The organism is uncultured Tenacibaculum sp. (assembly GCF_947502995.1).
GTDB lineage: Bacteria > Bacteroidota > Bacteroidia > Flavobacteriales > Flavobacteriaceae > Polaribacter.
This window is the reverse complement of record NZ_CANNBW010000015.1, coordinates 20,641-40,981: the sequence shown is the minus strand read 5'-3', so window position 1 is coordinate 40,981 and position 20,341 is coordinate 20,641. Positions and strand designations below refer to the sequence as shown.

General features: G+C 28.4%; 19 protein-coding genes. 11 read left to right on the top strand and 8 right to left on the bottom strand.

The window, feature by feature from the left end:
• Positions 1-120 precede the first annotated feature (120 nt).
• From Q1A46_RS13395 to Q1A46_RS13365, 7 genes are all read right to left on the bottom strand, one after another.
• Positions 121-531, bottom strand: coding sequence for a hypothetical protein (locus Q1A46_RS13395; protein WP_299679531.1), 411 nt, complete (start codon positions 529-531; stop codon positions 121-123).
• A complete protein-coding gene (locus Q1A46_RS13390) occupies positions 528-1,187 on the bottom strand; it encodes a hypothetical protein (protein WP_299679526.1) in 660 nt (219 codons plus the stop codon). The genes Q1A46_RS13395 and Q1A46_RS13390 overlap by 4 nt, the downstream gene beginning before the upstream one ends.
• 6 nt (positions 1,188-1,193) lie before the next feature.
• A complete protein-coding gene (locus tag Q1A46_RS13385; protein ID WP_299679523.1) occupies positions 1,194-2,441 on the bottom strand; it encodes a CapA family protein in 1,248 nt (415 codons plus the stop codon).
• Between the two features lie 85 nt (positions 2,442-2,526).
• Complete coding sequence (locus Q1A46_RS13380; protein WP_299679520.1) at positions 2,527-2,958, bottom strand: hypothetical protein; 432 nt, start codon at positions 2,956-2,958, stop codon at positions 2,527-2,529.
• Positions 2,959-2,961: 3 nt separating this feature from the next.
• Positions 2,962-3,801: a DMT family transporter gene (locus Q1A46_RS13375; RefSeq protein WP_299679517.1), complete on the bottom strand. Its 840-nt coding sequence runs from the start codon at positions 3,799-3,801 to the stop codon at positions 2,962-2,964.
• Between the two features lie 169 nt (positions 3,802-3,970).
• Positions 3,971-6,460 (bottom strand): PIG-L family deacetylase, encoded by a 2,490-nt coding sequence (locus Q1A46_RS13370; RefSeq protein WP_299679514.1) that lies wholly within the window; start codon positions 6,458-6,460, stop codon positions 3,971-3,973.
• Positions 6,461-6,633: 173 nt separating this feature from the next.
• The gene (locus Q1A46_RS13365; RefSeq protein WP_299679511.1) at positions 6,634-8,058 is read right to left on the bottom strand and encodes an ATP-dependent RecD-like DNA helicase; all 1,425 of its coding nucleotides are present in this window, start codon (positions 8,056-8,058) and stop codon (positions 6,634-6,636) included.
• A 105-nt stretch (positions 8,059-8,163) separates the two neighbouring features.
• On the opposite strand from Q1A46_RS13365, the gene Q1A46_RS13360 reads away from it, so the two are divergent.
• The 6 genes from Q1A46_RS13360 to Q1A46_RS13335 all read left to right on the top strand — a co-directional run bounded on the left by Q1A46_RS13360 (position 8,164) and on the right by Q1A46_RS13335 (position 13,262).
• The gene (locus tag Q1A46_RS13360; protein ID WP_299679508.1) at positions 8,164-8,898 is read left to right on the top strand and encodes a hypothetical protein; all 735 of its coding nucleotides are present in this window, start codon (positions 8,164-8,166) and stop codon (positions 8,896-8,898) included.
• Positions 8,873-9,697 carry a DUF3822 family protein gene (locus tag Q1A46_RS13355; protein ID WP_299679505.1) on the top strand — a complete coding sequence of 275 codons (825 nt, stop codon included), beginning with the start codon at positions 8,873-8,875 and terminating at the stop codon, positions 9,695-9,697. The genes Q1A46_RS13360 and Q1A46_RS13355 overlap by 26 nt, the downstream gene beginning before the upstream one ends.
• Positions 9,698-10,234 (top strand): RsmD family RNA methyltransferase, encoded by a 537-nt coding sequence (locus Q1A46_RS13350; protein ID WP_299679502.1) that lies wholly within the window; start codon positions 9,698-9,700, stop codon positions 10,232-10,234.
• A 410-nt stretch (positions 10,235-10,644) separates the two neighbouring features.
• On the top strand, positions 10,645-11,028 hold the full coding sequence (locus Q1A46_RS13345) for a BlaI/MecI/CopY family transcriptional regulator (RefSeq protein ID WP_299679499.1): 384 nt from the start codon (positions 10,645-10,647) through the stop codon (positions 11,026-11,028).
• Positions 11,021-12,325, top strand: coding sequence for a peptidoglycan DD-metalloendopeptidase family protein (locus tag Q1A46_RS13340; protein WP_299679496.1), 1,305 nt, complete (start codon positions 11,021-11,023; stop codon positions 12,323-12,325). Before Q1A46_RS13345 ends, Q1A46_RS13340 begins: the two co-directional genes overlap by 8 nt.
• Before the next feature lie 37 nt (positions 12,326-12,362).
• Positions 12,363-13,262, top strand: coding sequence for a M23 family metallopeptidase (locus tag Q1A46_RS13335; RefSeq protein WP_299679493.1), 900 nt, complete (start codon positions 12,363-12,365; stop codon positions 13,260-13,262).
• Between the two features lie 97 nt (positions 13,263-13,359).
• Here Q1A46_RS13335 and bshC read toward each other — a convergent pair whose 3' ends face one another.
• Positions 13,360-14,970: a bacillithiol biosynthesis cysteine-adding enzyme BshC gene (gene bshC, locus Q1A46_RS13330; RefSeq protein ID WP_299679490.1), complete on the bottom strand. Its 1,611-nt coding sequence runs from the start codon at positions 14,968-14,970 to the stop codon at positions 13,360-13,362.
• A 114-nt stretch (positions 14,971-15,084) separates the two neighbouring features.
• Between bshC and Q1A46_RS13325 the strand changes: the two genes are divergently transcribed.
• From Q1A46_RS13325 to Q1A46_RS13305, 5 genes are all read left to right on the top strand, one after another.
• Positions 15,085-17,013 carry a BatA domain-containing protein gene (locus Q1A46_RS13325; RefSeq protein ID WP_299679487.1) on the top strand — a complete coding sequence of 643 codons (1,929 nt, stop codon included), beginning with the start codon at positions 15,085-15,087 and terminating at the stop codon, positions 17,011-17,013.
• Complete coding sequence (locus Q1A46_RS13320; RefSeq protein WP_299679484.1) at positions 17,010-18,269, top strand: dihydroorotase family protein; 1,260 nt, start codon at positions 17,010-17,012, stop codon at positions 18,267-18,269. The genes Q1A46_RS13325 and Q1A46_RS13320 overlap by 4 nt, the downstream gene beginning before the upstream one ends.
• 6 nt (positions 18,270-18,275) lie before the next feature.
• The gene (locus Q1A46_RS13315) at positions 18,276-18,605 is read left to right on the top strand and encodes a hypothetical protein (protein WP_299679481.1); all 330 of its coding nucleotides are present in this window, start codon (positions 18,276-18,278) and stop codon (positions 18,603-18,605) included.
• Positions 18,606-18,611: 6 nt separating this feature from the next.
• The gene (locus tag Q1A46_RS13310) at positions 18,612-19,244 is read left to right on the top strand and encodes an alpha/beta hydrolase (protein ID WP_299679478.1); all 633 of its coding nucleotides are present in this window, start codon (positions 18,612-18,614) and stop codon (positions 19,242-19,244) included.
• Between the two features lie 112 nt (positions 19,245-19,356).
• A complete protein-coding gene (locus Q1A46_RS13305; protein WP_299679475.1) occupies positions 19,357-20,292 on the top strand; it encodes a sterol desaturase family protein in 936 nt (311 codons plus the stop codon).
• Positions 20,293-20,341: the final 49 nt, after the last annotated feature.

Below are 20,341 nucleotides of genomic sequence, written 5' to 3'. Positions count from 1 at the left end.
ATTATTTTTCAGATTTTAATTGTAGAATAACTGTATTAAACAAAGCAAAAAATCAGTTTAAAACATTCATTTTAAACAAAATAAAACATAAATAGTCAACTCTTATTTATTGTAAGGCTTTTATATATTTTGAAGGAACTTTTTCAACTTTTTTGACTCAGTAATTTTTTCTTCTAATGCTTTAGAATCTTCTTCAGAGTTTTGCTTTTTAGGCCAAATATGAAAACCTCCGCTACAGTCTGAACCAATATTCCAAGATCCCCAAATACCATTTTCATCAACATCGCCTTTATAATTTACTTTGTGACTAGGATAATTTTTTATCATAGTAACTGTAAATACTTCTAAATTATAATCTCCTTTCCATGAAAAATAATTAATATCGTCAGTTCCTGATCCTGAAACTTTTCCTTTTTTAAAAGTTAAGTTTATTGTCATTTTATGTTGGGCAGGTGAATGTGAATAGCAATAAAAACCTTCCCACTCTCCACTTGGTAAAAACTTATGTGACTCTAAATTTTCTTTTTTCATTTTTCAAATTTAGGAGTATCATACAGCTCTTTTCCAAACTTGATTTCTTTCTCTACTTGTCGGAATAATTTTCTTGATACACTTAAAGGATGTTCTGGAAACTCTTCATCATATATCTCTTGCTCAGATTTATTCATTCTTATTCCATCAGTAATGGTAGCATCATATGGATCATAAAACCAATTTTCTATACCTTCATCCACAAAATTAACTTCTCCTTTTGCTAATAGTTTATTAAAAATTACAGAATCTCGCACACCAGAAACTCCTACTTCCGGAGCTTGAATTTTTATTACAAAACTATAATCTTTAAATGGTATAGTATAAGAAGATAAATAAACCATACCAGGGTTTTGAGGAAACTTCATTATCGTTTTTACGGCTTTAAATCCAGACAAATCGACAACGTCAACTTCTATTATTCCACCTTGACTATTTTTCAACCTCTCTCTGTAAAATTTCCTTAGAAATTCGGTATTATTTATCGTTGGAAGATCTGGTGGTATATTAAAAAAATTTACAGAAAGTGCTTTAGTTTCTTCTTTGTTACTCCATTGATACAAACCTTCATTTTTCTGTCTTAATACCCAATTAAATGTTGGAATAGTAATAGAGTTTATATCTATTTTTTTCTTTTTCCTAAATAAATTCATCATAACAATTTACTTTTTGTATTCATTTATATTTTTATTGTGCTCTCCTAACAACTTCCTTGCATGTTTTACAAAACGCATCATTTTATCATAATCTTTTTTCTTTGAAAAAGCTTCTGGTTTGCTACTGTATGCATCTGCTGGTAACACGTAATATTCTTTATTTCCGTTAACAACAGGTTCGTGAACCCAAGTAAGAAAATAATCTGCTTTTTTTATTTTTACTTTATTGTCTTTTCCTTTCTTTAGCCATAATTTAAATACGGCTCCTCCATCCCTTGGAAAAGTACGTTGATGTGAAACAAAATTCCCTAAAGAATAAACTACTAAGCTTTCTTGTTCATTTTCTTTAGTTGGTTTATGCCATTCCATAGGCTGTAAAACATGAGGATGTGCTCCTATAACAATATTTACACCTAAAGATTTAAAGTAAGCAAACATATCTTTTTGAGATTTATTTGGCAGGTCTTTATATTGATCTCCCCAGTGAACAAAAGCTATAATTTGATCTGGATTGATCGAAGAATTAATGTAATCTACATCCTTTTTAATCGTTTCTTTCTTTAAATAATTTACAACATTTGGCTTAGTAGGTTTTAATCCGTTTGTACCATATGTATAACTAATAACAGCGATTTTAAAATTGTTTTTATCAATCACATAAGCAGGATTCTTCGTTTTTTCTACAGCACTAATAAATGTACCTGTATGACCAATATTTAATGAATCTAGAATATGAATAGTTCGTTCTACTCCTTTTTTACGTTTATCACACGAGTGATTGTTAGAAGTAGTTAAAATATCTACTCCTGCATTTTTAATTGCTGTAGCATATGAAGGTGGTGAACTGAATTGAGGATAACCAGAATAAGGCTTTACTCCTAAAGTAACTTCTAAGTTTCCTAAAGTTACATCTGCATTACTTAAAATTGGTTTTATTTTAGAAAAACAAGAATCGTATTCGTAAGTTTTTGTCTTTTTATTATAAGCTGCTTTTATTTGATCCATATGCCCCATAAAATCGCCAATAAACAATAAACTTATTTCATCATCTTTCTTTAAAACTTTTACTTTTTTAGGAAGTTCTTTCTTTTTTTCTACCTTTTTTACTTCTTCAACAACAACTTTTTCTTCTTTAACTGTTTCTTCAACAGTTGTTTTTGTTTCTGAAGTTTGATCTTGGACTGTTTTTTTAGATGCGCAAGTATAAATTAAACTTAAAACTAATATGGAGATTATTACTCTTACTTTCTTCATACGATATAAATCATTTTAGAATAGCAATATATTAAAAAGTGGGTAGTTTAAAGTTTGAAGTGTAGAAAAATTATTCCTCAGTTTCCTATTTATAAAACTTAAATATTCTTTTACAATCTGGTTCTGATTGATAATAATTCAATTTAAAATTGTCGTGAGAATAACTAAATCTCCAATCTATTATTGAAAAATACATATGAACGTTGAATAAACAGAAAACAACTAATAGTAATCTTATAACCTTAAAGGTAACTTTGTTTTGAAATCTTTTTAATAATTGAAATATTACTCTGAAAAATAGAGTCCACAATAATAAGTTCCCAAGGAAACCCAAAACATAAATTTCTCCTGACATAGAGTTTACCCATGTACTTTTTGTTTCCTGCACAAAAGGAAAACCATAAAATGTAGGTCCCAATTCTGGATAATCACAGATATATTCAAACTTAAAAAAATCAACAGTAAGTACTCCTAAAGCTAAAATTATTGAATATATAATTGTACTTAATTCTTTCATTATTTAATGCTTTACTTTCTGCTTATATAGCACATTTAACACTAAAGCTATAACTACTAAAAGCACCCCTAAAACACTTAATAAAGGATATTGATCTCCAAACCAAATCATTCCTAAAACCATTGTAAAAACTACTTCCACATACTTTAAAGGAACTATTTTATTAACAGAACCTAACTGATAAGCTTTCGTCATAAATAATTGTCCGAAATACCCAAAAAGCCCAAGACTTAATAAAATAAACCAATCATTACCTTGAGGAGTTTTCCAGTTTGAAATAGATAATACACCTCCTAGAATTGTAGAAATCCACATAAAATAATTTACAATAACTACCGGATGGTCTTTATCTCCTATTTTTGAAATCACAACATAAACTAAGCCACTAAAAAAAGCTGAAACTAAAATTAATGATAATCCTAAAACATTGATTTCATTATCAAAACCCTTAATTAAAAGTACTCCTAAGAAAGCCAATATGAAATAGAACCATTGCAACTTAAAAATCTTTTCTTTCAAAAAGAAAACGGCTAAAATTGCTGCAAAAATTGGTGAAGTATACCGTAAAGAAACTGCTGTTCCTATAGATAAATAGTCTGTAGATGCAAAAAATAATCCCATAGAAGTTACACCAACTAAACCTCTTAATATTAACAGCTTTTTCTGATTTCCTCCCATTGGAATTTTATAATACAATAAATATCCCATTGTAAAAACTAACGATCCTACTGCTCTAAAAAATACTTTTTGATAAGTTGAGTAACCTGATAAATACTTTACAAATACATTCATTATTGTAAAACATAATGCACTCAACAACATTAAATAAATTGCTTTCTTCATCAAAAAAATCTTTTTAGTGTTTTGCTAAACAAACATATTCTTTAAAAATGTATTACACCAATTAAGTGTAGAATTAAACTTATCTCAACTTTTATTTTCTTCTTTAAACATATTAGAAAATAAAAAAGCGAAGTTTTCACTTCGCTTTTTTATGATTTATATTGAGATATTAATTTTCTTTTACTGAAAGTAAATTTGCAAATAATCGATAAGCTCCTGGAACACCAGCTGGTAATTCTCTAAAGAAACTTAAGCCAGTGTAAATGTAATTCCCTTTTCCGTATTTTGCTACTAATAAACTTCCTTTTTTAGTAGATTCTCCTTTATCATTCATAGCTAAAATCGGAGTAAACTCATTAGCCCACTTATTTGGGAAATATAAACCACGCTCTTGTACCCAACCTTCAAAATCTTTATCAGAAATTTTGTTTGGATAATTTAAAACCATGTGCTCTTTTGCTAGAATTTCAACTTTAGCATGTTCGTCTGTAACTCTATCTCTAGACAATTGTAAATCGAAAGGAGGCTTTACATCTACTCTTCTGTTTGTGTTATATTGTACAACAACATTTCCTCCATTTTTCACATATTCTAATAAATGTTTTTGCTTAAACTGTAATACTTTCTTGGTGTTATAAGCTCTAATTCCTACAACTACAGCATCAAACTTATTTAAAATAGTTTCATTAATTTCTTCTGGAGTAATCTCAGTAACGTTATAACCTATTTGACGTAAACTTTCTGGTACTGCATCTCCTGATCCTTGAATATAACCAATCTCTTTACCTTGTTTTCTAATATTCAAACGAACAACCTTTGCTTTAGATGGTAATAAAACAGATTGTTTTGGGATATGAGTATAATTAATCTCTATTAATTCTTTATCAAAATCTTTATTACCAACAGTAGCTACAGCTTTTATATAACCTTCAGATTGCTTTTTAGATGGAGAAACCATAAACTTAATTACGCGTTTATCTCCTTTTTGATCAATTTTAAAATCAGATTCAACTGGAAACACTCTCCATCCTTCAGGAATTTTTAAAGCTATTTTTCCTAAAACATTTGCTTCCCCTGATCTTACTTCTACAGCTACTTCTTTTGATTCACTGTTAGAAAAAATTAAAACTTTATCTTTTAATTTTGTAGTTACTTTAGGTAAAATTTCGAAAGGTTCATAAATCTCTCCCTTATCTCTTTGAGAATATCTTCTTACTACATTTTTTGTAAATGAAATTGGAGTATTTTCTATCGTTAAATTGAATTTAATCTGAATTGGACGAGAAGTTTCTGGATTCCCTCTTAATTCTTGACTCTTTACTGTGTACATTCCTAATCCCCATTCGTCAGATAACCAATATGGAGCAGAATAATCTAAGCTTCCTACTGCGATAGTTTCAGTAAAGTTTTTTCTTTTATTATCTGATAAAGCTAAATCTTTCTTTACTACTTTTTTACTTGGTAACCACTCAATAGATGTTAAATCCATAGAAACTCCACTTCTATTTAAAGCTTCAAAGTCTACTTTCACATCCGAATTTGGAGTTGTACTTGAAGTTTTAGCTGAAGCTTCTAAGTATAAACCTGCACAAGCTTCAATAATCTCTTTTATTTCTTTAGACTTAATTGCTTTCCAATGTTCATCTTTTAAACCTTCAATTAACTGATAAGCTTTTAATAAATTTGGTAAATGTTTTGATGGATTTACAAAATCGAAATTCTTTTCTACATCATACAAAATATCACCAATGGCTCCTCCACCTTCTACTCTATTCCAAGTTGTATTAATTCCTGAGAATATATCTTTTTTATCTTTTGGAAAATTTCCTTTTAAAAATTCAACATATTCTGTTTGTCCTCCTCTAGTAGTTAACCTACCAAAACCTTGACATAAATGTTGGCTACTTGCTATTGAAGCTAATTCGTTATTAGATACTCCTTTTAAAGGATAATATACACCAATATCGAAATTTAACATTTTACTTTTATCGGCTTTTTCAAAGTTTTCTCTGCTTCCATAAAACCACCAAGATGTATTAAAATACAAACTATTTGGTTGCCAAGTAGATGTATATTTTAATTGCTCTGGATATTTTGTTTTATCAGCGGCTAAATCAAAAGCCTCTACACTTAACATTGCTGAAGTTGTGTGATGACCATGTGTAGTTCCTGGAGTTCTATGATTAAATCTATTGATTATAACATCTGGTTTAAACGTACGAATTGCCCAAACAACATCTGCCAAGACTTTATCTTTATCCCAAATATTTAAAGTTTCATCTGGATGTTTAGAATACCCAAAGTCATTAGCTCTAGAAAAACGTTGCTCTCCACCATCTACTCCTCTAGCGGCTAATAATTCTTGAGTACGGATTACTCCTAATAATTCACGAATTTCTGGTCCAATTAAATTTTGCCCACCATCTCCTCTTGTTAACGATAAATAAGATGTTCTTGCTTTTACCTTATTTGCTAGATAAGCAATTAAACGTGTGTTCTCATCATCTGGATGGGCAGCTACATATAATGCAGAACCTAGAAAGTTTAATTTTTGAACTTTCTCATAAATTTGATTTGTGTTTAATTTTTGGGGTTTTTGACCTAAAACTGAAAAAGTAATCAGCAAAAATGAAAGGCTAACTAGTATCTTTTTGTTCATTTTTAATAGTTAAGATTGACAAACAAATGTAATCTTTTTACTATTCTAACTTGTTGAGTTTAACAAAACACTAACATTTTTAAGTTTATAAAGTGTACGCATAAAGTAAAAATACCATGATATGCTTCATTTCGTTTCAACATGAAATGAAAATCGCTATTCAAACAACGATTTTATACAAACCATTCGTCTTTAAAGCCAATTAAGTACAATTTTTCCTGAGCTCTGGTAACAGCTGTATACAACCATCGTAAATATTCTACGCTACTTCCATCAGGTAAATATGGTTGTTCAATAAATATTGTTTTCCACTGACCTCCTTGAGATTTATGACAAGTCATTGCATAAGAAAATTTTACTTGCAATGCGTTAAAATATTTATTCTTCTTCACTCCCATGAATTGTTTGTATTTCGATTTTTCATGAGCGAAATCTTCTTTTACTGCTTCATACAAACGGTTTGATTCTTCATAACTTAACGAAGGACTTTCACTTGTTAAAGTATCAAGAAGTAATACAGTTTCAAATGGTTTCATATCAGGATAGTCGATCATTCTAATTGTAACTTCCGCGAACTTAAATCCGTATAATTCTTTAATTTCATTAATTCGCATGACTTCACAAATATCTCCGTTAGCAATAAAACCTGCTGACGAAGAATCTTTCAACCAGAAATAATTATTCTTAACAACCATTACATAATCTCCTACAGAAATTTCATTTTCTTGTCCGCGTATTTTTGTACGAATTTGTGAATTATACTGATTCGCTCTTTTATTAGAACGTACAATTATTGCTGTATCTTCTACTCCAATATCTCCATCGTAAGCATCTGTAATCGCATCTTGAATTTCATATCCGTCTTGTAAACGAACAATATCAGGGAAGTTTACATCGAACTGAAAATCTATTCCTTCATTCTGAATTAACAACCTTAAATCTGTTGCATTTGCTAAAATTCCTGAGTCTTGTTGCTGACGAACAACCTCATCTAATTCTATTTCATTTACATTTTTATTAAAATGAAGTGACAATTTATCTGCATCTAAAGCTGGACTCACATCTAATTTAACTGGTGGTAACTGTGCTGTATCTCCAATAAAAATGAGTTTACAATTCTTACCTGAATATACATATGAAATTAAGTCATCAAGTAAAGATCCGTTTTCAAAAAGCTTAGCATTTTGCACCTGATCAGAGATCATTGAAGCTTCATCGACAATAAAAATTGTATTTGTATGTTTATTCGGCTGCATTACAAAACTAACTCCACCATTAGTTTGTTTCTTAGGAAAATAGATTTTTTTATGGATTGTAAAAGCCTGTCTTTTAGAATAACCTGAGATCACTTTTGCTGCCCTTCCTGTAGGTGCTAATAAGACTGCTTTTTTTCCTGCTTTCCATAAACTATGAACTACTGTACTGATTACCGTGGTTTTACCTGTACCCGCGTATCCTTTCAACAAGAACAATTTATTAGTTTCAGTATTGAAAATATATTCAGCTAATTGATCTATTAACTCCAATTGCTTTTGTGTTGGATCGTAAGAAAATTTCTGAATAATCTCTTTATGGAAATCGTTAGCAGATTTAATCATATTTAAAATAAAATCACAAAGGTAAATGTATTATTAAATATTTGTTTTCATGATTGAAAAAAAATTGTAGATTTGCGATTATCATACTTAAAAAATCTAAAAACAATGTTAGCATTACTAATTATAGGATCTTTAATAGGTACATTCTTATTAGCATATATCATCGTAAAATTCGTTCCATTAAAACTTAGAGGTTTAGTTTCAATAGTTTTATTGGCTATCGCTGGGTATTTAGTGTACTTAATTTATGGTGGAATAATGGAGCCAATTAAATTTGACATTGAGAAAAAGAAACGTTATTCAAAAGTAGTTGATCAATTAAAACTAATTAGAGATGCTCAAATAAAATATAAAGATGTTAAGAATAGCTTCGCTAGTAATAAAGATTCTTTAATTTATTTTATTGAAAAAGATTCTTTACCTATCATCGAAGTATACAATCAAGACACAATTGTTAATGTTGGTGGTGGTATTACTTCAGTAAAAACTATTCGTAAAGAGCGTATTTCTAACTACGAAAAAATTATTGATTATTTCCAAGATAGAGATTATAACAACATGTTTAAGGTACCTGATACAGATAAAGAATTTAAATTAGAAACAAGCGTTATTGAAAAAGTTGCTGGTTTATTTGTTCCTGTATTTGAAGCAAAAATAGAAAAAGAAGTTGTTTTAAAAGGATTACCTAGACACCTTGTTAAGCAAGAATTAGAAGCTATTGAAGCTGATCAAATTAAAGGTGCATTTGTAACTGTTGGATCTTTAAATGAAGTTTCTACTGGTGGTAACTGGCCTCCATATTATGATAAAGGGGATGCAAAAGCTGAAACAAAAAAATAATAAAGAAATTATATCTCAACATAAAAAGTTGTCCATCCAATTTAGTTTGGATGGATTTTCTTTTTGTATTAAAGATATTCCTACTAATGAAACTTTAGTAGTGACAGAATATGTATTTAAAGAAAGGTTAAATACTCCAAACTTATTATTAGAGAAAATCAATCAAGTATTTGAGTCTGATAAAGATTTGCAAGCAAATTTTGAAAAAGTTACTGCTGTACATCAGAACAAACTTTCTACCATAGTACCTAATGATTTGTTTGATGAAGATCACTTAAAATCTTATTTAAATTATACTATTCAAACATTATCATCTGATTTGGTTGTGTATGATGATTTAAATTTTGATGCTAAAATTGTTTATATTCCTTACGTGAACGTTAATAATTTTCTTTTTCAAAACTTCGGTGAATTCGAATTCAAACATCATTCAACCCTATTTATTGATGAAGTTTTAAAGCAGAAAGAACAATTTAAAGACAACGCTATATTTGTAAATGTTTCTTATGCTAATATGGATGTTGTTATCTTAAAGAACAGAGAATTCAATTTATACAATTCGTTTTTTTACAATACGAAAGAGGATTTTATTTATTATGTTTTATTTTGTATTGAACAATTAGAATTAGATCCTAATGAGTTAACCTTATACTTTTCAGGTAACATTATTAATGACTATGAAATATATAAGATTAGTCAGGATTATATTAAAAACATAGAATTTTTAAAGCCGAATCATGACTTTTTCGAAAAGTCTGAATATTTTTTTAAACACTCACACTATACCCTTTTATCTTAAATGCGAATAATTTCAGGAAAATATAAAAGCAAAAGAATCTCTGCACCAAAGAATTTACCAGTTCGACCTACAACGGATATGGCTAAAGAATCGTTATTTAATATTCTTAATAATCTTTACTATTTTGATGCTATTTCTGTCTTAGATCTTTTTGCAGGTACTGGAAATATCAGTTACGAATTTGCTTCGAGAGGAACAGAAACTATTTATGCTGTAGATGCGCATTTTGCGTGTGTGAAATTCATTAACAAGACGGCTAAAGATTTAGAATTAGACATTACTACTTTTAAAAGCGATGTATTTAAGTTTTTAGAAAAAACAGCTTTAAAAACTGATGTAATTTTCGCTGATCCGCCTTATGATTTTAAAGTAGAGAAATTTTTAAAAATTGTTGATTTAGTCTTTGAAAAAGAACTTCTAAATGAAGAAGGTGTTCTAATAGTTGAACATTCTAAACATACAGATTTATCAAATCATCCTAAGTATAGTTACGAAAAGCGCTACGGTGGTAATGTTTTTAGTTTCTTCGATAATTAAAAAGAAATAAACTTAATCTATTTCTTTACCCTTTTTGGATTCATGAAAAAAGCCTTTCTTACCTTGTATCCTGTCTTTTTAGCTGGTTTAGGAATTCTAATTTTCAATTTTTTAGATAGTAAAAATTTTAATTTTTATATATTCCAACATAGATTATTAGTATTAATCATCTGTATTGTTTTATTTATTGCTTCTATAATAAATGTAATCAACTCTTATAAGATGAATTTCTCTATTGGTTTAATTTTAAATTCGATAGCAATTATTATTTCATTAATACTGCCTATTTTACTAACATTGGGCGTACTGTGGCAGATTCACTAACCTTTTTCTAGCACTTTAAATTACTTTAACATATTTTTTTATTACTATAACTATAGTTATAGTAATTATTTTTATATATTCGCAACATGAATAAATTAACCAAACCTGAAGAACAAATAATGCATTATCTGTGGAAGCTAAAAAAAGCCTTCCTAAAAGATATTGTAGATGAATTTCCTGAACCTAAACCTGCCTACACAACTATTTCTACAGTAGTTCGTGTCTTGGTTAAGAAAAAATTTATAGACTATAAAGCATTTGGAAAAACCAGAGAATATTATCCTTTAATAAGTAAAAACAAATATTTCAAGGAATATATGAATGATGTAATCTTTAGTTTTTTTAATGGTTCTGCAGGTAAATTTGCTTCTCATTTCACTAGAAATGAAGATTTGAATCTTTCTGAATTAGAAGAAATAAAACAACTTATTGATGAAAAAATTCAAAATTTAAAAGAACAAAATGAGTAATTATTTAATATTTCTTGTTAAAAGTAGTTTCATCTTTATTGCCTTCTACTTAGCTTATGTATCACTATTCAGGAAACATACATTTTTTCAACTGAACAGATTAATTTTAATCCTTTTTATTCCTGTTTCTATTATTTTAAGTTCTATAGATGTTTTTTCTCCTCTAGAAATAACAAGTATAAACATTCCTAAATTTATAGAAATTGACCAAATGATGAGTGAGAATTTTTCAGAGAATCAAGTTTTGAAAGAAAAATTCAATTATTCATTTATAATCACTTTGTTATATTTTTTGGGAGTTCTAATTTCTCTTTTTTCTTTAATAAAATCTGTTCAACAGCTTGTTAAACTAAAAAAAGAATCTCAACTTAAAAAATCTGGAAAATACACTTTAATATATGCAAATATCAGTGAAGTATTCTCTTGTTTTAATTGGATTTTTATTCCAAAATCAAAAGGAGAAAACATCGATAACTTGATTATTGAACATGAGAAAAAACATGTTGATTTTAAACATACTTTAGACCTCTTACTTACTGAATTATACATCATACTTTTCTGGTTCAACCCTTTTGTTTATTACTTCAGAAAATCATTAAAATCTGTCCATGAATTTCAAGTTGATAAAGAAGTATTACTAACTAATAAAATTAACATCTCTGATTACTTAAAAGTTCTTAGAAAAGAAATAAATAGTAAAACCAATATCAAACTATACAGTTATTTCAAACAACCAATTATTAAAAAAAGATTAGAAATGATTTCAAAAAATAAAACCAATTCGTTCAAAAAAATAAAATACTTAATTCTAATTCCAATAATTAGCATTTGCCTATTATCATTTAATCAAGATGATTTTAACAATAATTTACCTGTAACAATTACAGTTAATAATGCAATTCCATCTATTTTTCCAATCCAAAATAAAACAGTTTCAGATATCACATCTCATTTCGGAAAACTAAGAAAGCTTGGTAAAAAAAGTGAAGCTAAAATTCATCAAGGTATTGATATTAGAGCTGCTATTGGAACACCTATAGTTGCAACTGCAGACGGTATTATTTCTTATGCATCTTACAAAGGAAACTGGGGAAATTTAATTGTTGTAACACATGCAGATGGATATGAAACTTGGTACGCACACTTGAACAGCTTTAAATTTAAAAAAGGAAAATCTGTTAAAAAAGGTGAAGTAATTGGGTTCACTGGAGATACAGGTTTATCAAAAGGACCACATTTACATTATGAAGTAAAACATAATAACAAAAATGTTAACCCTTTAGACTATCTAAAATAATTTACTATAAAAACTATATTCAACTTTTTAATTGAAAATGAAAAAAACTATTTGTCTACTATTAACTATTTCTAATGTTTTAATTATATCAGCACAAAAAAAATTAAAAAACACAAAAATTGTTGAGAATTATATTAATCATGTTAAAAATGATTCTTTAGAAGAAAACACAAAAAAAGAAGTTTTTAATAATGAATGTTTTACTGAAAATTGGGTTACTACTCAATTTACTGCCTATGTAAATCCGAAAGTAAAATTTCCTTTTGAAATTAAGTTTTCAGATTCTACATATGCTTCACCAATATCAAAAAAACGTGTGATTACATCTCGATACGGATGGAGAAGAAATAGACCACACAGAGGAATTGATATCGATTTGGTAACTGGTGATAGTGTCTTTAGTATTTTACCCGGTAAAGTTCGTTTTGTAGGTCGTAGTTCGGGATATGGTAAAACTGTTGTAATACGACATGATAATGGTTTAGAAAGTGTTTATGCACATTTATCAGGCTTTATTATAAAAAAGAACGACATTGTAAAGAAAGGACAAGCTATAGCTTTTGGAGGAAACACAGGAAGATCTAGAGGTAGTCATTTACATTTAGAAACTAGATATAAAGGAATTGCTATTAACCCGGAATATTTATTAGACTTAAAAAACAGTAATAAAATTCGTGCTAAAAACCTATGGGTAACTAGAGATTGGGCGAAAACTTACTATCATAGTTCTAAGAGGCAAAGCAGACTTGTAACATTAGATTCTTATGAAAAAGCTTTAGCTTATAAAAAGCGAAAACGCAAGGTTTATATTGTAAAAAGTGGTGATACGCTATCTGGAATCGCTTACAGAAATAGAACTTCTATAAGTCGTATTTGTAAAACAAATAAGATTAGAAAAACAACAACTTTAAGAATTGGACAAAAACTAATTATATAATATTTTCAATTATTTCTTCAATAGATTAAACAAAAAAAGAGAACTTGAAATTATTTAGGTTCTCTTTTTTATTATATTTTAAAAGTTAGCTTGTTTTTTACTTAACCAAAACAAAAAACTCTAACTGTAACGGTTTCAATTCTTGTTTTAATGTTTGTATGAAATCATCTCCATACTCTAAGTAATATTCAGAAAAGTTACGTTTTCGCTCTTCTAAACTCAAACTTGGTAATATTGCACTTTGCAATGAAGTAATTCTTTCAACTAAATCTGACTGTTTTCTTTTCTCTGCTCTTAATAAACGTTTTTGTAGATTTTCTAAACCTTTTAATTGTTTTTTCTCTTGTGCATTTACAGCTCCAATAAATGAAGCATCGGTTTGTGATGCAATAGCTCTTAAGTCTGAAAACTGTTGTTCTAATGTGCTTCTTTGTTGTTCAAAATTAAAACTAACCTCAGCATTTTCATTTACTTTTTTAGCTAATAAATCCTGCTGTTTAAAAAATAATTCTTCTACAGAAATAGAAAGTCTTTCTAATTTACCAAATTGTTTTTTACTAATTACCTGAACAGAATTACGTAATAAAAGAATAGGAAAAGGAACCTCTACAGCTTCAAAATACATTTTTAATTGCATCCAATAAGCTAGCTCTCCTCCTCCACCGATATAGCATAAGTTTGGTAAAATAACTTCTTGATATAAAGGTCTCATAATTACATTTGGCGAAAATCGTTCAGGAAAATTTTCTACCTCTTCTAGGATTTCTTCTTCAGAAAAACTTAAATCTGTGTTATTGACTTTATACACTCCTTCTTCGAGAATTATTCGCTCTCTTAAATTATCAGTTAGATAAAATAAGTTAATTTCTCTAGGGTTTACCTGAATCTTGTAATTCTCCTCTAAACTTGTATTTGTTTCAGAAACATATTTATATGAAAATGAACTTAATAAATCTTTAACGACATATGATTTAAACAACGACTTTAATTTAGGATCGTCTGCGTCAATAATTACTAATCCAAATTCAGCAAATAAAGAATTCGCTATATATCGTGTTGCATTAGCTAAATTATCGTGTTTGATATAAGCTTCAGAAAACAACTCTTTTAAAAATTCAGCATTTCTAGAATTACCTAATTCATTAGAAAAAGCTTCAAAAACCTCAGATAATCCTTCTGTATTAAAACGTCCAACACCACCAGTTTGATTGGAGTTCCATTGAACTTTTTTTCCTTTGAAGTTGAAATAATTAATTTCCTCAAAATCATGATCTTCAGTAGCCATCCAATATATTGGAACAAAATTATCGTTTGGATGTTTTTCCTTCAACTCTTCTGCTAAATTGATTGCAGAAATAATCTTGTATAAAAAATATAACGGGCCTGTGAAAAGATTTAACTGATGTCCTGTTGTTACTGTAAATGTATTTTCGTTAGCGAGTAACTCAATATTAGTACTTGTACTTTCAGAAATATTTTCCTTTACATATTGAGTCTTTAAAACTTCAACTAAAACAGTTCTATTAATTTTAGAGAATGTTTTCTTTTTTTCTAATATTTGATTTTTAAAGCCTTCTGAATTAGGGAAATTGTGATAAAAACGAGTTAATTCCTCTGATTGCTCTAAATAATCACACATCATTTTAGAAAAAAAACCAGTTTTTTGAAACGGTATGTAAGTACTACACTCACTCTCGGTTAACGACATTAGCTAATTGTTTTGAGTAAAGTAACAAATTTAATGCTTTGAGTACAACTTGAATTCATCTTAACAAAACTTTATTAAATCTATTTTCTATTTTTACATTATAAATAGTCTATAATGCAATTTAAACATCCAGAGATTTTATATTTCTTATTCCTTTTAATCATTCCCATTTTAGTACATCTTTTTCAACTGCGAAAATTTAAAAAAGTTCCTTTTACGAATGTTGCATTTTTAGAAAATTTAGTTATAAAAAACAGGAAAAGCTCTCAATTAAAAAAATGGTTAATTCTATGTACTCGTTTACTATTGATAACTGCTTTAGTATTAGCTTTTGCACAACCTTTTTTTAGTAATGAAAATGTAGATACAAAAAATCATGTTGCGATTTATTTAGATAATTCTTTAAGTACTAATTCAAAAGGTTCGAAAGGAAACATCTTAAAAATTGCTAGTCAAGAAATTGCTGAAAATATTTCTCCGAACAATACGTATTCACTTTTAACCAACTCTAATATTTATCAGAATATTTCTGGAGATGAATTGAAGAAAATCGTATTGAACACAAAAAATTCTGTTCAAAGTTTATCAATCAGCGACGTTTTACTAAAACTATCAAATATTAATGGAGCTACAGAAAATATTTTAGTTTCAGATTTTCAAAATATCAAAGATGAAACCTTCAATTCGGTATCTTCTACTCTTTCTCTAACTCAAATCTTGCCAGAAAAAAGAGAAAATTTAGCAATTGATAGTGTGTATTTATCAACTAACACAAATGCTAAGAACACTATAAATATCAATATTAAAAATCAAGGTACTTTAAAAGAAAATGTTCCTGTAGCAATATACAATGGTAAAGAATTAATAAGTAAACAAACTTTTTCCATTCAAAAAAATGCGGAAAAGATAATTTCTTTTGCTATTGAAGACATCAGTAATTTTACTGGAATTGTCAAACTTGATCATAATGACACTTTTGAGTTTGATAATGAATTCTTTTTCTCTATTAATTCTAATGAAAAAATTAATGTTTTAGCTATTGGAAATGATAATGGTTTCTTATCAAGAATTTATACCGAACAAGAGTTCAACTTTACAGGCTCTACATTACAAAATGTAAATTATAATACTCTAAATCAACAACAGCTTATTGTTTTAAATGAAATTGATAAACTTCCTGAAAGCTTACAAAGAAGTTTAATTGATTATACAAAAAATGGTGGAAGCTTGGCTATTATTCCAAATGCAAAATCAGAATTTAAATCGTATAACAAATTATTAGAACGCTTAGGAATTGGAAAATTATTAAGTAAGAAAATTGATTCCTTAAAAATTACTAAAATTAATTTTAATCATCCTTTATTTAAAAATGTTTTTGATAAAAAGGTAACTAACTTTCAGTACCCAACTACAACAACTACGTTTAATACAAAGATGAATAGATCTAGTAGTATTATCGACTATGAAAATAACGAACCTTTTATACAAGAAATTAATTCTTCTTCTAGCAAAGTATACTGGTTTTCTTCTCCTTTAAACAAAGAGAAAAGTAATTTTACCAATTCGCCTTTGGTTGTGCCTGTATTTTATAATATAGGAAAACAGAGTTTAAAACTGTCTAAATTATATTACACATTAGCCCAGCCTAATACTATAGAAATTGCTACTCAATTAGAAAAGGATGATATTTTAACAATTAAGAATACTAGCAATTCTTTTATTCCATTACAACAAACTTTTCAAACGAAAGTAAAATTAAGCACTAATGAATTACCTGAGAGCAAAGGTTTTTACACTATTGAAAAAGGAAATCTAAAAGTTCAAACTATTGCTTATAACAATCCTTCTACCGAAAGTTCATTAAACTACTTAAACATCAATAGTTTAAAAAAGGAAAATATTAGTATAAATAATTCTCTAGAAGATAATTTTAAAAAAATTGAAGATAAATACAAAGTTCATTGGTTTTGGAAATGGTTTTTAATTCTTGCCATTGTATCTTTGTTGCTAGAAATTTTGATTCTAAAATACTTTAAAGTATGATCACGCTTTTAAAATCAGCGAAAATAATAGATCCTTCAAGTCCTTTTCACAATAGCGTAAAAGACATTTTAATTTCAAATGGTGTTATTACTGAAATCAGTGATACTATTGATACCAAAGAAAATTACAATACAATAACTCTTGATAATTTACATGTTTCTACTGGCTGGTTTGATACTAGCGTTAGTTTCGGTGAACCTGGTTATGAAGAAAGAGAGACTATTGAAAATGGACTTTTAGTTGCAGCTAAATCTGGTTTCACACGAGTGGCTGTAAACCCAAATACACAACCAATTACAGATTCTAAATCTGCTGTAGAATATTTAATTCATAAAGCGACTAACAACGCGGTAACACTGCATCCAATTGGTGCTTTAACACAAAAGTGTGAAGGTATTGAAATGGCTGAATTGTATGACATGCAACAATCTGGAGCTATTGCTTTTGGTGATTATAAGAAACCTTTAGAAAACGACAACCTTTTGAAAATTGCATTACTTTATGCTCAAAATTTTGATGGTTTAGTTTTAAGTTTTCCTAAAAACAAGAAAATCGCTGGTGAAGGTGTTGCACATGAAGGTGTTAATGCAACACGATTAGGTTTAAAAGGTATTCCGGCTTTAGCAGAAGAAATTCAAATTGCTAGAGACTTATTTTTATTGGAATATACTGGAGGGAAATTACACATTCCAACCATCTCTACTAAAAAATCGGTAGCACTTATTAAAGCAGCAAAAAGTAAAGGATTAAATGTTACTTGTAGTACTGCTGTGCACAACCTTTTATTAACTGATGAAAAATTGATTGGTTTTGATGCTAGAGTAAAAGTAAATCCTCCGTTGCGAACAGAAGAGGATCGATTAGCTTTAATTGAAAGCGTAAAAAACGGAACTATCGATATAATTACTTCAGATCATAATCCTATTGATATTGAAGAAAAAAAAGTAGAATTTTCTATTGCTAAAGATGGCACCATAGGTTTAGAAACTGCTTTCGGAGCATTAAATTCGATTTTTGATTTAGAAACTATCACTAAATGTTTAAGTATAAATCCTAAATCTATCTTTGGAATTGATAATACTTCTATAACTATTGATTCTAAAGCAGAACTTACTTTGTTTACTACAGAATCAGAAGTTGTTTTTAATGAAAATGATATCCAATCAACTTCAAAAAACAGTATATTTATAGGTGAAAAACTTAAAGGTAAAGCATATGGAATATATGCAAACCAACAATTAATTTTAAACACCTAATCTATAATGAGAAATCTAACAACAATTGAACAAGGAAAAACCAACGCTATAATTAGTTATATCACAATAATTGGAACAATTGTAGCTTTTATATTAAACAGCTCTAAGAAGAATGCTTTTACAAGTTTTCATGTTAGACAAATGATTGGACTAAATGTAATATCACTAATCAATAGCTGGGTAGTTTATCGATTTTTTGGAGGAATTGCCTCTTGGATTATTTCTGGTTTACTAATCGTGTTATGGTTTATTGGATTTATGGGAGTGTTGAACGGTGAAGAAAAAAAAGTTCCTATTTTGGGAGATTACTTCCAAGATTGGTTTAAAAGTTTATAATATTTAATGAGTTTATTTTATAAGGAGAGAGCACCGAAAGTTGCTACTGAAAATCCGAATGTTTTAATTTTACTTCACGGATATGGAAGTAATGAAGACGATTTATTTTCTTTTGCTGAAGAATTATCAGATGAATTATTAATTATAACTGTTAGAGCTCCTTATGAAATGGGCTATGGTGGTTATGCTTGGTATGCTATAAACTTTGATGCAAACAACGATAAATTTTCAGACACAAAACAAGCTAGTGAATCTGTAGATAAAATTGCTGCTTTTATTGATGAAATACAAGCAAAATACAATACAAACAAAACGTTTTTACTAGGATTTAGTCAAGGTGCGATTTTAAGTTACGGATTAAGCTTACGTTATCCTAACAAAGTTCAACATGTAGTTGCATTAAGTGGATATTTACTTGAAGACTTAATTCCTAAAGAAATTTCAGAATCAATAACAACTGATTATTATATTTCTCATGGAATTGTAGATCAAGTAATTCCTTTTGATTGGGCTAAAAAAACTCCAGATTTCTTAAATAAACTGAATTTACAAAACGAATTTCATGAATATCCTGTTGGGCATGGTGTTGCTCCTCAGAACTTTTATAGTTTTAAAGATTGGATCGATAAGAGGTTATAATCTTAGTATAAACAATTTCTATGTTTAATAAATTCTTTTAAATAGAGATAGTTTACCTTTGCACGAGATTAAGCTTAGATATCTACTATCTTTTTAACCTAAATTTTTTTATATGGATATTTTCACTCACCAAAATGCTTATATATGGTTTGTTCCAATTTGTGCTTTAGCCATTGGTGTTGAGATGTACTTTAGCTATAAACGAAAAGCTAAAAATTATGAGTTTAAAGATGTTTCGACCAACGTATATTTTGCGTTAGTTAATGTCTTTTTAGACACATTGATGTATGCTACTTCGTTTGTGGTAATGGACTTCTTCTACGATTATCGTTTTATTAATTGGGAAGGTACTGGATTTTTATACTGGTTTATAGCATTTGTTGGTCAAGATTTCTTGTATTATGTTCATCATTATGTAGATCATCATTCAAGATTTTTCTGGGCTGTTCATGTTACACATCATAACTCAGAATACTATAATATCTCTACAGGATTCCGTTCACCTGTTCTACAGCCATTTTATCGCTTTATGTTTTTAATTCCATTAATTTTAATAGGAATTCAACCATTACATATCATGTTTGCTTATGCGATGAACCAGAATTATGGAACTTTATGTCACACGAACTTTATAAAACCAACAAAAAGAAAAGGTTTAGTAGGTTTCTTACTAAAAACTTGGGAATATATATTTGTTACTCCTTCTCATCACAGAGTTCACCATGCTTCTAACATTAAATATTTAGACAAGAACATGGGAATGTTTTTAATTATTTGGGATAGAATGTTTGGTACATTTCAGGCTGAGGAAGAGGAAATGGAATACGAAAAATTAAAATTCGGATTAACAAAACCTTTAGATGACAAAGGACCTGTAAATATCATTTTCCACGAGTGGAAAGATATATTTAAAGACTTTTTTCATAATAAAAAACATTTGCCTTTAGGAACTCGTTTGAAATACGTTTTCATGCCTCCAGGTTGGAGCCATGATGGAAGCTCGAAAACGAGTAAAGAACTTCAAAGAGAATTAAAGTTAGATAAATAATAAAAAAACGCTACAGATATCTGTAGCGTTTTTTTATTATTCCAATTTT

What these genes read in the sequence shown, in the direction of transcription:
- Q1A46_RS13395 (WP_299679531.1), bottom strand. Translation starts at nt 531, where the DNA reads ATGAAAAAAGAAAATTTAGAGTCACATAAGTTTTTACCAAGTGGAGAG.
- Q1A46_RS13390 (WP_299679526.1), bottom strand. Translation starts at nt 1,187, where the DNA reads ATGATGAATTTATTTAGGAAAAAGAAAAAAATAGATATAAACTCTATT.
- Q1A46_RS13385 (WP_299679523.1), bottom strand. Translation starts at nt 2,441, where the DNA reads ATGAAGAAAGTAAGAGTAATAATCTCCATATTAGTTTTAAGTTTAATT.
- Q1A46_RS13380 (WP_299679520.1), bottom strand. Translation starts at nt 2,958, where the DNA reads ATGAAAGAATTAAGTACAATTATATATTCAATAATTTTAGCTTTAGGA.
- Q1A46_RS13375 (WP_299679517.1), bottom strand. Translation starts at nt 3,801, where the DNA reads ATGAAGAAAGCAATTTATTTAATGTTGTTGAGTGCATTATGTTTTACA.
- Q1A46_RS13370 (WP_299679514.1), bottom strand. Translation starts at nt 6,460, where the DNA reads ATGAACAAAAAGATACTAGTTAGCCTTTCATTTTTGCTGATTACTTTT.
- Q1A46_RS13365 (WP_299679511.1), bottom strand. Translation starts at nt 8,058, where the DNA reads ATGATTAAATCTGCTAACGATTTCCATAAAGAGATTATTCAGAAATTT.
- Q1A46_RS13360 (WP_299679508.1), top strand. Translation starts at nt 8,164, where the DNA reads ATGTTAGCATTACTAATTATAGGATCTTTAATAGGTACATTCTTATTA.
- Q1A46_RS13355 (WP_299679505.1), top strand. Translation starts at nt 8,873, where the DNA reads ATGCAAAAGCTGAAACAAAAAAATAATAAAGAAATTATATCTCAACAT.
- Q1A46_RS13350 (WP_299679502.1), top strand. Translation starts at nt 9,698, where the DNA reads ATGCGAATAATTTCAGGAAAATATAAAAGCAAAAGAATCTCTGCACCA.
- Q1A46_RS13345 (WP_299679499.1), top strand. Translation starts at nt 10,645, where the DNA reads ATGAATAAATTAACCAAACCTGAAGAACAAATAATGCATTATCTGTGG.
- Q1A46_RS13340 (WP_299679496.1), top strand. Translation starts at nt 11,021, where the DNA reads ATGAGTAATTATTTAATATTTCTTGTTAAAAGTAGTTTCATCTTTATT.
- Q1A46_RS13335 (WP_299679493.1), top strand. Translation starts at nt 12,363, where the DNA reads ATGAAAAAAACTATTTGTCTACTATTAACTATTTCTAATGTTTTAATT.
- bshC (WP_299679490.1), bottom strand. Translation starts at nt 14,970, where the DNA reads ATGTCGTTAACCGAGAGTGAGTGTAGTACTTACATACCGTTTCAAAAA.
- Q1A46_RS13325 (WP_299679487.1), top strand. Translation starts at nt 15,085, where the DNA reads ATGCAATTTAAACATCCAGAGATTTTATATTTCTTATTCCTTTTAATC.
- Q1A46_RS13320 (WP_299679484.1), top strand. Translation starts at nt 17,010, where the DNA reads ATGATCACGCTTTTAAAATCAGCGAAAATAATAGATCCTTCAAGTCCT.
- Q1A46_RS13315 (WP_299679481.1), top strand. Translation starts at nt 18,276, where the DNA reads ATGAGAAATCTAACAACAATTGAACAAGGAAAAACCAACGCTATAATT.
- Q1A46_RS13310 (WP_299679478.1), top strand. Translation starts at nt 18,612, where the DNA reads ATGAGTTTATTTTATAAGGAGAGAGCACCGAAAGTTGCTACTGAAAAT.
- Q1A46_RS13305 (WP_299679475.1), top strand. Translation starts at nt 19,357, where the DNA reads ATGGATATTTTCACTCACCAAAATGCTTATATATGGTTTGTTCCAATT.